General features: G+C 63.0%; 10 protein-coding genes. 6 read left to right on the forward strand and 4 right to left on the reverse strand.

Annotation, left to right across the window (positions count from 1 at the left end):
• The first annotated feature begins 2 nt into the window (after positions 1-2).
• The 4 genes from E9677_RS14135 (at position 3) to E9677_RS14150 (ending at position 5,139) form a co-directional block, all read left to right on the forward strand.
• Positions 3-980, forward strand: a complete 978-nt coding sequence (locus E9677_RS14135; protein ID WP_136558704.1) for a small ribosomal subunit Rsm22 family protein — start codon at positions 3-5, stop codon at positions 978-980.
• On the forward strand, positions 977-1,987 hold the full coding sequence (locus E9677_RS14140) for a DUF2891 domain-containing protein (RefSeq protein WP_136558705.1): 1,011 nt from the start codon (positions 977-979) through the stop codon (positions 1,985-1,987). The genes E9677_RS14135 and E9677_RS14140 overlap by 4 nt, the downstream gene beginning before the upstream one ends.
• Positions 1,987-3,672: a cis-3-hydroxy-L-proline dehydratase gene (lhpI, locus tag E9677_RS14145; RefSeq protein ID WP_136558706.1), complete on the forward strand. Its 1,686-nt coding sequence runs from the start codon at positions 1,987-1,989 to the stop codon at positions 3,670-3,672. The genes E9677_RS14140 and lhpI overlap by 1 nt, the downstream gene beginning before the upstream one ends.
• Positions 3,673-3,780: 108 nt before the next feature.
• Positions 3,781-5,139, forward strand: a complete 1,359-nt coding sequence (locus tag E9677_RS14150; RefSeq protein WP_136558707.1) for an esterase-like activity of phytase family protein — start codon at positions 3,781-3,783, stop codon at positions 5,137-5,139.
• 69 nt (positions 5,140-5,208) lie between these two features.
• Here E9677_RS14150 and ppx read toward each other — a convergent pair whose 3' ends face one another.
• The 4 genes from ppx to E9677_RS14170 form a co-directional block, all read right to left on the reverse strand.
• Positions 5,209-6,729: an exopolyphosphatase gene (gene ppx / locus E9677_RS14155; protein WP_136558708.1), complete on the reverse strand. Its 1,521-nt coding sequence runs from the start codon at positions 6,727-6,729 to the stop codon at positions 5,209-5,211.
• A gap of 12 nt (positions 6,730-6,741) precedes the next feature.
• Positions 6,742-8,934, reverse strand: a complete 2,193-nt coding sequence (locus E9677_RS14160) for an RNA degradosome polyphosphate kinase (protein ID WP_136558709.1) — start codon at positions 8,932-8,934, stop codon at positions 6,742-6,744.
• A gap of 63 nt (positions 8,935-8,997) precedes the next feature.
• Positions 8,998-9,711, reverse strand: a complete 714-nt coding sequence (gene hdaA / locus E9677_RS14165; RefSeq protein WP_136558711.1) for a DnaA regulatory inactivator HdaA — start codon at positions 9,709-9,711, stop codon at positions 8,998-9,000.
• On the reverse strand, positions 9,712-10,866 hold the full coding sequence (locus tag E9677_RS14170) for an AI-2E family transporter (RefSeq protein ID WP_136558712.1): 1,155 nt from the start codon (positions 10,864-10,866) through the stop codon (positions 9,712-9,714). It abuts the gene before it with no gap.
• Positions 10,867-11,104: 238 nt separating this feature from the next.
• Between E9677_RS14170 and purM the strand changes: the two genes are divergently transcribed.
• Complete coding sequence (gene purM / locus E9677_RS14175) at positions 11,105-12,178, forward strand: phosphoribosylformylglycinamidine cyclo-ligase (protein WP_136558713.1); 1,074 nt, start codon at positions 11,105-11,107, stop codon at positions 12,176-12,178.
• Positions 12,175-12,831 carry a phosphoribosylglycinamide formyltransferase gene (purN, locus tag E9677_RS14180; RefSeq protein ID WP_136558714.1) on the forward strand — a complete coding sequence of 219 codons (657 nt, stop codon included), beginning with the start codon at positions 12,175-12,177 and terminating at the stop codon, positions 12,829-12,831. Before purM ends, purN begins: the two co-directional genes overlap by 4 nt.
• Positions 12,832-12,860 lie beyond the last annotated feature (29 nt).

The raw sequence follows: 12,860 nt of genomic DNA on the forward strand, positions 1-12,860 counted from the left end.
CCATGGAACTTCCCGCCCCGCTCCGCTCCGCCGTCGATCAAATGCTCCAGGGTGAACCGCTGGAACGGCTCGCCAAGGCGAGCGCCATTCTCTCGGATCGCTATCGGCGCGAAGTGCGCGACGGGCGGTTTCATATCGACGATGCGCTTGCCGCCAAGGCCTATCTTGCGACCCGCCTGCCCGCCACCTTCGCCGCCGTTCGGGCAGCACTTGCCATGGTCGAGGATGCGGCACCGGATTTCCAGCCGGAGACCCTGATCGATCTCGGCTGTGGCCCCGGCACAGCACTCTGGGCAGCCGCAGACACCTGGGGTAGCCTAAGCTCCGCCGAGATGGTGGAAGCGAGCGGCGCGATCCGCAGCGTCGGCGAAAAGCTCGCCGCCTCCGGCAGCGTCAAGAGCCACTGGCAGGCCGGCGATGTGACGACCAAGATCCCGGCGCTGGGCGCGGCCGATCTTGTTACCCTTGCCTATGTCCTGGACGAGCTTCCGCCAGCAACCATCGGATCCGTCACGGAAAAGCTCTGGAGCCTTACCCAAGGCATGCTCGTCGTCATCGAGCCCGGCACGCCAGCCGGCTGGCAGCGCATTCTCACCGTTCGCGACAAGCTCCGATTCCTCGGTGCACATCTTGTGGCGCCCTGCATGCATTCTCACGACTGTCCGATCGTGGCACCGGACTGGTGCCACTTCTCAAGGCGTGTGGCGCGTTCGCGCGTGCATCGTCTGGCGAAGGGCGCTGAAGTGCCGTGGGAAGACGAGAAATACATCTTCATTGCTGCCTCGCGAGAGCCGGTCCAGGTGAGCGGCAGCCGGGTGCTCAGCCCTCCGCGCGTCAATGGCGGTGTGGGGCGGGTCAAGCTCTGTCGGACCGATGGCACGGCTGCAGAGCTGACGCTCAGCAAACGCGATGGCGAGGCCTTCAAGGACATACGCCGAGCCGACTGGGGCGATCGGCTGGATTTGGGAGATAAGGGATGACTACGCGGCTGACATCCGAGCTTGCCTCCCGCTTCGCGACGATCGCGCTCGGCCATGTCACCCGCGAATATCCCAATCACATCCTGCATGGGCTCGAAGGGCCTGACGATGCGAGGACGCCATCCGAACTGCATCCGGTTTTCTACGGCAGCTACGACTGGCATTCCTGCGTGCATGGCTACTGGATGCTGGCGCGGCTTTTGCGCCTCTATCCCGAGATGCCGGAGGCGCCCGCGATCCGCGATCTCTTCGGCATGATGCTGGTGCCGGACAGGATCGCCGGCGAATGCGCCTATTTCGACCGGCCGATGGCGCGCGGATACGAGCGTCCCTATGGATGGGGATGGTTGCTGAAGCTGGCTGCCGAATTGCACGGCCACGAGGATCCAGCCTGGGGCGAGGCGTTGTCGCCGCTGACCCTGCGGATCGCCCAGCGGTTCCGGGACTTCCTGCCGCTTGCCACTTATCCGGTGCGAACAGGCACGCATTACAACACCGCCTTTGCGCTGAGGCTCGCCGCCGACTACGCCGACACCGTCGGAGACGAGACCTTCTTCGATCTCCTGCGCGCCACGGCGCTTCGCTGGTACGGCCCTGACACCACCTGCCCCGCCTGGGGCGAGCCTTCGGGCGACGACTTCCTGTCACCAGCACTGATCGAGGCGGAATGCATGCGCAGGCTTCTGCCCGCCGCCGACTTTGCCCGTTGGTTTGACGACTTCCTGCCTGATATCGCAGCCAACCAGCCGTGCACGCTGTTCGCGCCCGCCTCTGTTTCCGACCGCTCGGATGGCAAGATTGCCCATCTCGATGGCTTGAGCCTCAGCCGCGCCTGGTGCTGGTCATCGCTCGCCAGCACCCTGCCGGACACGGATCCGCGCCGAGCTGTGATGTTCGAGGCCGCGCATGGGCATCTCGAAGCCGGCATCGCGCATGTTGTTGGCGACTACATGGGCGAACACTGGCTGGCCAGTTTTGCGGTCTTGGCGCTTACGGAGACGGAATGATGAGCAGCCTCACTGACACCGTCGACATCACGGGCCGCGTGCTCGTTTCAGGCTCAGCCGAGGGCGAGGTGCTGTTCACCGATACGGCGCTCAGCTTCTGGGGTGGCGCCGATGCCGTGACCGGCGAGATCATCGACCGACATCACCCGCTGAGCGGCGAGCGACTGACGGGCCGCGTGCTGGTACTCCCGACCAGCCGTGGCTCCTGCACCGGCAGCGGTGTAATCCTCGAACTGATCCTCAACGGACAAGGTCCCGCCGCGATCGTGCTCGAACATCCCGAGGCGATCATCACGCTCGGCATCATCGTCGCCGAGGAGGTTTTCGGGCGATCCATTCCGGTGATCGCTGTCGGGAAAGAGGCGTTTGCCGCATTGAAGACAGTCAAGCGCGTCCGGATCAGCGACGCCGTTGCAGGGATTGGCTCTGACATCGCGCTCACGGATAAGGACAGGGCCATTCTCGGAGGCGAGCGGGGCGAAGCGGCGGCTGTCGCCATGCGGATCGTGCTCCGGATGGCAGTACTGGAAGGCGCAAAGGAGCTGATCGACATCACCCGCGCCCATATCGACGGCTGCATCTACACCGGTCCTGGCGGCCTCGCCTTTGCCGAGAAGCTGCGCGACCTCAGCGGTCGCGTCGTGGTCCCGACGACGCTGAATGCGATTTCGGTCGATCACCGCCGCTGGCAGGCGCAGGGCGTTTCGGAAGCGCTCGGCCGTCCGGCAGCGGCAGTGGCCGATGCCTATGTTGCGATGGGGGCTGAGCCGACCTTTACCTGTGCGCCCTATCTGCTCGACGACCGGCCAGTCCGCGACGAGCAGATCGTCTGGGCGGAATCGAATGCCGTCGTCTATGCCAACAGCGTGCTCGGCGCCCGAACGATGAAATATCCTGACTATCTCGACATCGCGATCGCGCTGACGGGCCGGGCCCCCAAGGCCGGCTGTCATCTGCCGGAGGAGCGCGCGCCGCAGGTCCGGGTCACCGTGCCACCGCTTGAGGGTGTCGATGACAGCCTCTGGCCGTTGCTCGGTTATCTGATCGGGACCGTATCGCCGGATACCATTCCGCTCGTCGAAGGGGTGTCCGAACATCGACCGGACACGGACGCGCTAAAGGCCATCGGGGCAGCGTTTGCGACTACCTCCGCCGCACCGATGTTTCATATCGCTGACGTCACGCCGGAAGCACTCGACCCAAAGGCCTTTGTAGCCCTCGACCTTCCGACCATTGCACTCACCTACGACGACCTGCTGCGGGCCTGGCGCGAGCTGAACGGTGCGGATGCGGGTCCGGTGCACCTGGTCTCGCTCGGCAATCCACATTTCTCTGCCACCGAACTGGCCGCCCTCGCCGCGCTCTGTCGGGGGAAGACGCGTCATCCTCAGGTGCCCCTCGTCATCACCTGCGGGCGCGCCGAGATGGCCAAGGCGGAAGCCACAGGCGATGTGGCTCTGCTCACCGCCTTTGGCGTCACCCTCGTCAACGACACCTGCTGGTGCATGGTGACCGAGCCGATCATTCCGGTCGATGCTCTGACCATCATGACCAACTCCGGCAAATATGCCCATTACGGCCCAGGCCTCACCGGGCGGACCATGCGCTTCGGCAGCCTCGCTGTCTGTGTGGAGGCCGCCGTGACCGGTGAAGATCGAGGCCACCTGCCCGCTTGGCTCGGCTAGCCTGTGGGTAACGGGTGGCGTCATTGAAACTTCACCCAACGGCAATCGGTGCGACATGAAGGCTCCTTAAGGACAGCGGCGTTTCCTCCCTTCCAACAAGGTGACGCCATGACCCGATCCCTTTTGACTTCTGCCGCGCTCTTCATCCTCTTCGTCTCCCAGGCCTCGGCCGAGGAGAAGACTTTCCCGGCCAAGCTCGTCAACCATGCCATCCTGCCGGCGAACACGATCATCGCGGCCCCTGCCGATGCGCCCGATTATCTCAAGACCTCCGGCAAGTTCTCGACCGCAGACCGCAAGCGTGCGGACGCACTCGGCAGCGTGCCGGGCAAGGATGGCGTGCGCCTGACGGGTCTTTCGCTTCCCTTCGACGGCCAGCCGCTGCAAGGCTTTTCCGGCATCAAGCGCATGGAAGACGGCACGTTCTGGAGCCTCTCCGACAACGGCTTCGGCTCGAAGAACAATTCCAGCGATGCCATGCTGATGCTGCACCACCTGACCTTCGACTGGGATGCCGGCGCGGTAACGGTCGAGAAGACGCTCTTCCTCTCCGATCCCGACAAGAAGGCTCCCTTCCCGATCGTCATGGAAGGCTCAGACAAGCGTTATCTGACGGGTGCGGATTTCGACGTTGAATCCATCCAGCCCGTCGCCGATGGCTTCTGGGTCGGTGAAGAGCTGGGCCCCTATATGCTGAAGTTCTCGACCGAGGGTGCACTGACCGATGTCATCGCCACCAAAGCCGGCGAGATCGAGGTGAAGTCGCCTGACAATCCGACGCTCGTTGTTCCGGCGAACCCGACCGCCAAGATGCCCGTCTTCAACCTCAAGCGCTCCGGCGGTTATGAGGGCCTGGCCATGTCGAAGGACGGCACGAAGCTCTATGGCATGCTCGAAGGCCCGCTCTATCTCGAAGACGGTTCCGTCGAAAAGGCCGATGGCCTGACGGCTCTGCGGATCATCGAGCTCGATGCGGCCTCCAAGGCCTGGACCGGCAAGACATGGCTCTATCTGCTGTCGGAAGGCGGCGAAGCGATCGGCGACTTCAACATGATCGACGAGACGACGGCACTGGTCATCGAGCGCGATAATGGCGCGGGTGTGGTTGAAAAGGCTTGCGCCGATCCGAAGGCTCCGGCTGCCGACTGCTTTGCCGTTCCGGCCAAGCACAAGCGCATCTACAAGATCGAGATGACGGAAGAGAATGCCGGCAAGGCCGTGCGCAAGATCGGTTACATCGACCTGATGAAGATCGAGGACCCCGACAACAAGAAGCGTCAGGGCGGCGGCGAAGGCTTCTATGACATGCCTTTCGTCACCATCGAGAATGTCGATGTCGTCGATCCGACCCATATCGTCGTGGGCAACGACAACAACCTGCCCTTCTCGGCCGGCCGCGCACTGGACAAGGCAGACGACAACGAGTTCGTCCTGCTCGAAGTCGGCGATTTCCTCGCCGCCAAATAAGCTAGACGCCTGAAACGAAGAGAGCGGGTCCCGGCCCGCTCTCATTTCGTCTGGCAAACGGTGTTCGCGCTATTCGAAGACGAAGGCCAGGCGCTTGCCCGTCAGTTTAGAGAGCTGCATCAGGCGCCCATCCAGCCGTTCTCCTGCGAATTCCTGGTAGGATTTCGGCACGACGAATTCGAGGTCGAGATCGGCATTGTCAGATCGGCGGAATGTGAGGTTATGGACCACGCCGGGCATGGATGCCGAGAAGAGGTAGACGACCCGCAACATGCCGCCGACGAGCTTGGCCCGGTCGAGCAGGCGTTCGGTGGCGATCGCGGCCAGCGGACCTGTCTGGCCGTCGTCGTGCAGACCTTCGAAGCGATAGTAATTTGTGAGCGCGATGAAGGCGCGGCCCGGATGGGTGATGCCGACGAAGGAGGAGTGGGCGATCACGTTCAGCGCCTGCAGCCCGCGATAGTCCGGATGGGCACGCCAGCTGATATCGGCGAGCAGGCAGGCGGCCTTGCGGTAGCGGCTTTCTTCCTCCGTCTCCGCGATGTCGAAGAAGGGCATCATCTGGCCCGTCCAGTCGGCCAGTTCACGGGCATGCTCGGGCGAGCGGGCACGCAGGATGGCCAGTTCGTCGGCCGCCTCGACCAGCGGATCGAGTGCCTGTTCCTCGTCGAGCAGCAGAGAGTAGAGATAACCTTCACGCACGCCCTGAGCGGAAAAGCAGACGCTTTTCGGCTTCATCACCTCGATGACTTCGCGCATCGCGATCGCACCGAAGGGGATCAGGTTACGGCGGCTTTTGGAGATCGTCGACCAGGCCGGATCGCGGCTGTTGGCACCCGAGATGATTTCCTCCAGAAAGAAGGCGATCTCGTCATAAGGCAGCTCGTAACCCTGCATCATGTGCAGCGGATACTTCCGGATCTCCATGTGGAGCTTGGCGATATTGCGCCAGGTTCCGCCGACGGCATAGAAGGTGCGCCCCTGCCCCTTCTTGAGCAAAGACACATCGCCGATGAGCTTTTTCGCGAGCGTGCGGGCCTTGGACAAGGATCCATCGACCGATTCCGACAAACGCAGGCCGCCGAGTGGCAGCGTGATACCCTTGCCGAAGCCCTTGCCGTGGATATCGATGAGTTCCAGCGAACCGCCGCCGAGGTCGCCTGCGATGCCGTCGGCGTCGTGGAAGCCACTGAGCACACCGAGAGCTGAGTATTTCGCCTCCTCCTCGCCGGTCAGCACGAGGATCTCGTGGCCGAGGATCTCTTCAGCACGGGCGATGAAATCGGGACCGTTGGAGGCCTCGCGGGCGGCAGCGGTGGCGAGCACATACATACGCGTCGCCTGGGCCTGGTTGGAGAGCGCCCTGAAACGCCGAAGGGCTGCGAGGGCGCGCTCGACACCGTCCTCGTCCATCCTGCCCGTCATGGCCACGCCCCGGCCGAGTCCGCAGAGGACCTTCTCGTTGAACAGAACCGTCGGGGCACGGGCCAGCCCCTCATAGATCACGAGACGGATCGAATTTGAGCCAATGTCGACAACGGAGACAGGGGCGATACCGGGAAGGCGCCCCTGGGCTTCAGATCTTGTCATGAGGTACCAGTGTTATCGTTTCCTGCCGGAAATGAGGCCGGCGATCAGTTTCGGTGCACTCGACTTCAAGGCTTCACCCCGGCCCGAGAGGCTGGGATTGGTCATGAAATAGTGCTGGGCGTTGAAAGGTTCCTCACCCTGTCGCACCTCGATGCGGCGTGACGTTCCGTCGGCCAATATCTCGTAGCTCTGCTGGTTGTCAATCAGGTTGCCCAGCATGATCTGGGAGAGAACCTGTTCATGCACCGTCGGATTGATCAGGGGCACCAGCGTCTCGACGCGGCGGTCGAGATTGCGCGGCATCATGTCGGCAGAGCCAATATAGACCAGCGCATTTTCCGAGGGCAGGCGATGGCCGTTGCCGAAGCAGAAGATGCGGCTGTGCTCGAGAAAACGGCCAATGATCGACTTGACGCGAATATTGTCGGACAATCCTGGCACGCGCGGGCGCAGACAGCAGATGCCGCGGATGACGAGATCGATCTCGACGCCGGCGCCACTCGCCGCATAGAGCGCATCGATGATCTCGGGATCGACGAGGGAATTCATCTTCATCCAGATCGCGGCTGGCCGCCCTGCCTTGGCGTTCTCCGTTTCCTCACGAATGTGCTTGAGGATGCGTGGGCGCAGGGTATGCGGCGATACCGCCAGCTTCATGCCCTCCTCCGGCTCGCCATAACCGGTGATGAAGTTGAAGATGTTCGCCATGTCATGGGCGATCTTCGGGTTGCAGGTGAAGAAGGACAGGTCCGTATAGATCTTTGCAGTGATCGGGTGATAGTTGCCGGTGCCGAGGTGGCAGTAGGTCCGGAGCTTGCCGTCCTCGCGGCGCACGACCATGGACATCTTGGCATGGGTCTTCAGTTCGATGAAACCGAAGACCACCTGCACACCAGCGCGTTCCAGGTCGCGTGCCCAGCGGATGTTCGCCTCTTCGTCGAAGCGGGCCTTGAGTTCGACCAGGGCCGTCACCGACTTGCCGGCTTCGGCAGCATCGATCAGGGCGCGCACGATCGGGCTGTCGTTCGATGTGCGGTATAGCGTCTGCTTGATCGCCAGCACATCCGGATCGCGGGCGGCCTGTAGCAGGAACTGCACGACGACGTCGAAGCTCTCATAGGGGTGGTGGACGATCATGTCCTTCTCGCGGATCGCCGCGAGGCAGTCGCCGGCATGCTCGCGCACGCGCTCGGGGAAACGTGCGTTGTACTGATCGAAGCGCAAGTCGTCGCGCGGCGCCTTGGTGATTTCGGAGATCGTGTTGAGCGCCAGCAGGCCCGGCAGCACCGCGACGCGGTTGTCGGCGACACCCAGCTCATGCACGACGAACTGGCGCAGTGCCACCGGCATTTCCGAGTCTACTTCGATACGAATGACCGAACCACGGCGGCGGCGCTTGAGTGCGGTCTCGAAGAAGCGAACGAGGTCCTCGGCCTCTTCTTCGACCTCGATATCGCTGTCGCGGATGATGCGGAAGGTGCCGAAGCCCTTGACCTCGTAGCCCGGGTAAAGCCGGTTGATGAAGAGGCCAACCATGTCCTCCAGCGTGATGTAGCGGATCGTGTTGGCTTCGTCCGGCAGCCGGATGAAACGGTCGAGCGTGGTCGGCAGGCGCAGAAGTGCCGTCATCGGATCGCCGTTGCGGCTCGAGCAGAGCTGCAGGCCCATGGAGAAGCCGAGATTGGGGATGAACGGGAAAGGATGCGCCGGATCGATCGAGAGCGGCGTCAGGACCGGGAAGATAGACTCTTCGAAGGTGGTCGCGAGCCAGTTTCGATCCGCTTCGGAAAGCGCTGCGGGGCGCACGACCAGGATGTCCTCCTGGGCGAGGTATTGCTGCAGAACGGCCAGCGAGGCCTGCTGCTCCATCTGCAGATTGTCGATCTCCTTCAGGATGTCTTCGAGCTGCTCGGCCGGTGTCTTGCCGTCAGGGCTCTTGATGACGATGCCCTGGCGGACCTGACCCTCGAGGCCGGCGACGCGGACCATGAAGAATTCGTCGAGATTGGCCGCCGAAATTGAGAGAAAGCGCACACGCTCCAGCAGCGGGTGCGCCGTATTCAGGGTTTCCTCGAGAACGCGCCGGTTGAACTGCAGCCAGGAGAACTCCCGGTTGATGAAGCGCAGGGGACTGTTCAGCAGGTCCTCGGCGGGTGCTGCCTCCGCGCCGCTATCGCCGCCCGTGCCGTGTACCGCGCTGTCCATGATTCCGTCCCTTCGTTGTCGTTCCCGGCCAATTATAACAGTTTGACGACAGATCTGTGACGATCAATCCGTACCGTCGGCCGCCTCCAGCGTTTCCAGCACCTCTGCCGCCAGGCTTCGGGTGATCTTGACCCGCCTGGCGAGCGCCAGCCTGTCCATGCGATCGACCACCACCTGCGCGGCGAGGAAGGAACGCTCCATGCGGCTGACGATATAACCGACGATCTTGTCATCGATGTAAAGCTGCCGGTCGGCGAAGAGTTTGGCGATCAGCTGCCCCAGCAGGTCCTCGTCCGGGGTCCCGATCTCGACCACGGTCGCCGCCTTCAGGCGCGAATTGAGATCTGCCAATTGCACGTTCCACGAGGGCGGAAAGCTGCGCGAGGTGATCAGCAGCGTGGTGCCATGCTGGCGCACCGCGTTGATGACGTGGAACAACTCGACCTCGTCGAAGCCCCGGCGGTCGGCATCCTCGAAGAGGACAGGACCTGTGGCTGCTGCTTGCGATGCCCCCTCGCCCGGCTGCGGCAGGATGTCGGTCGCACCGCTTATGTCTCGAAAGATCTGCGCAAGATGCGATTTTCCCGAGCCTTCCGGGCCTGTGAGGATGACCACCGGCGACGGCCAGTCGGGCCAGGCATCGACGATCGACACGGCAGCGGCCATGCGCTCGGAAACCAGCAGGTCATCGCGGCCGGTGGCAGAGCCATGCTCGAAGGCGAGCGGCAACTGTTCGGCGGCTCCGCGCTTTTCGGGAGCCATCTTGGCATCAGTCATTCACGTCTCGGATACGTCTCTGGAGCTTGGGAGTGCGATCTCGCCGACGGCGGAGGAAGGCGGCGCAAGGTCGAGCGTCGTTCCGTAATAGAGATCGCTGTCAAGATAACGCGAGATGGCGAAACGAACAAGGACGCCGACGGCAGCAGCAGCCGGCACTGCCACAAGCACGCCGACGAAACCGAAGAGCGCGCCGAAGGCGAAGAGCGCAAACATCAACCAGACCGGATGCAGGCCGACGCTTTTGCCCACCAGCTTGGGCTGCAGGATATTGCCCTCGATGAACTGCCCGAGGAAGAATATGCCGGCGATGACCCCGATCCAGATGAAATCCGGCCAGAACTGCACCAAGGCGACACCGACCGCGAGCAACAGGCCGACAGTCGAGCCGACATAGGGAATGAAACTGATCAGGCCGGTGAAGAAACCGATCAGCAGGCCGAAATTCAGGCCGGCGACCGACAGCGCGATCGCATAGAAAATGCCGAGGATCAGGCAGAGCGAGCCCTGACCGCGCACGAAGCCGGCGATCGTGTTGTCGAGTTCGGTCGCCAGCTGGCGCACCGTGCCGAGCTGATTGCGCGGGACCCAGCTGTCGACCTTCTCGATCATGCGGTCCCAGTCGAGCAGCAGGTAGAAGGCCACAACCGGCGTTACAACCAGAAGAGAGGCGATGTCGAGCAGCGCCTTGCCGGAATTCCAGATCTGCTCGACCAGGGTGCCGAGGAAGCCGACCCCTTCGCTCAGGTAGCGGGAGAAATTCTCCCGGATCGTGCCCATCTGTCCATCCACCCAATCCGGCAGCCAGGAAGCATTCGATGTCGAGATGAAGGTCTGCAGCTGGGTGATGTAACCGGGCACACGCTGGATGAATTCATTGAGCTGGCTGGCGAGCACCGGGATGATGATCATCAGGGAGAGCACGAAGACGACGACGAATGAGACGAGGATGACCACCGTCGCCATCAGGCGGCTCAGGCCGATACGCTCCAGCCGGTCGGCGACTGGATCGAGGAAATAGGCGAGCGCCATGCCGGCGATGAAAGGCAGCAGGATGGACGAGAACAGCATCAGGAAGCCGACGAAGACGACAAGCGCGACCAGCCAGAAGAAGAGCTGGCGGCGAAGGCCGATTGCACTGATGTTGCGAGCCATATCCGTCTCCGTTCTCACCTATCCAGCCGCGCGCAGTCGCCCTCGCATGCTGCGGCGCCAGAGAAGGAGATAGGTTACAGCCAAAGCCTTGGTCAAGGCTCCGGCATGATCGGCGGTGACAAGATGCAATCGAAGGCCAGAATGCCCGGGAAATCGTGGGGTTCTGCGGCTCGCAGCTTGCATCTGCGGGCTCTTCATGCCATGGCCAGCCCAAATTCTCGCAGGATCGGAGGCAGGCATGAGCCAGGCTGGCAAGAACGGGTTGACCTATAGCGATGCGGGCGTCGATATCGATGCCGGCAACCTGATGGTCGAGAAGATCAAGCCGGCGGTGAAGTCGACCCGTCGTCCGGGTGCGGATGGCGAGATCGGCGGCTTCGGTGGGTTGTTCGACCTGAAGGCTGCAGGCTTCAAGGATCCGATCCTGGTCGCGGCCAATGACGGCGTCGGCACCAAGCTGAAGATCGCCATCGACGCCAATATCCACGACACCGTCGGCATCGACCTCGTGGCCATGTGCGTCAACGATCTTGTCGTGCAGGGCGCCGAACCCCTGCTCTTCCTCGACTATTTCGCCACCGGCAAGCTGGACCCGGATCAGGGTGCGGCGATCGTCCAAGGCATTGCCGCCGGCTGCCGCGAGGCGGGCTGCGCGCTGATCGGCGGGGAAACCGCCGAAATGCCCGGCATGTATTCCAAGGGCGACTATGACCTTGCCGGTTTCGCTGTCGGTGCCGCCGAGCGTGGCGAACTGCTGCCTGCGGGCGACATTGCCGAAGGCGATGTGATCCTCGGCCTCTCCTCCTCGGGTGTGCATTCCAACGGCTTCTCGCTGGTGCGCAAGATTGTCGAGCTCTCCGGTCTCTCCTGGGATGCCGCCGCTCCCTTTGCCGAGGGCCAGTCGCTGGGTGCGGCGCTTCTCACCCCGACCCGCATCTATGTGAAGCCACTTCTGAAGGCGATCAAGGAAACCAAGTCGCTGAAGGCGCTCGCCCATATCACCGGCGGCGGCTTCCCGGAAAACATTCCGCGCGTGCTGCCGAAGCACCTCGCTGCCGAGATCGATCTTTCGTCCTTCCAGGTCCCGGCCGTCTTCTCCTGGCTCGCCAAGACCGGCGGCGTCGCCCAGAACGAAATGCTGCGCACCTTCAACTGCGGCATCGGCATGATCGTCGTGGTCTCTGCTGACAAGGTCGACGAAGTCACCAAGGCGCTCGAAGCAGAGGGTGAGACCGTCGCGCGTCTCGGCCGTATGATCACCCGCGAAGAGGGCACGCATGGCGTGACCTACAAGGGTACGCTCGCCCTATGAGCGGCAGCCGCAAACGCGTCGTCGCCTTCATCTCCGGCGGCGGGTCGAACATGCTGGCGCTGGCCAAGGCCTGCGAAGCGGCGGATTATCCGGCCGAAATCGTCGCAGTCTTTTCCGACAAGCCTCAGGCCGGTGGCCTCGCCAAGGCGGAAGCGCTCGGCATTCCGACACGCGTGTTCGAGCGCAAGACCTTCAGTTCCAAGGCCGAGCATGAGGCGGCAATCCTCGGCGCGCTTTCCGAGATCGACCCTGACCTGATCTGCCTTGCGGGTTACATGCGCCTTCTCTCGGGCGACTTCATCCGCGCCCATGAAGGCAGGATCCTCAACATCCACCCTTCCCTGCTGCCGCTCTTCCCGGGCCTGCACACCCATCAGCGGGCACTCGATGCCGGCATGAAAGTTGCGGGCTGCACCGTGCATTTCGTCACCGAAGGCATGGACGAAGGGCCGGTCATCGCGCAGTCCGTCGTGCCTGTCATGATCGACGATACCGCCGACAGCCTGGCCGCAAGGGTGCTGACTGTCGAGCACCAGACCTATGCGGCGGCACTGAAGCTGGTTGCCTCCGGCAGCGTCTTCATGCGTGCCGATGGCAGCGTCGAGCGGCTGACCTCCGAGACGGATGCCCGCGCGCGGCTGATCAGCGCGTAAAGCTGGCCGCAACGTTGAGGAAGCTCGCC

Origin of the sequence: Peteryoungia rhizophila (genome assembly GCF_004912145.1) — a bacterium.
Lineage (GTDB): Bacteria > Pseudomonadota > Alphaproteobacteria > Rhizobiales > Rhizobiaceae > Allorhizobium > Allorhizobium rhizophilum.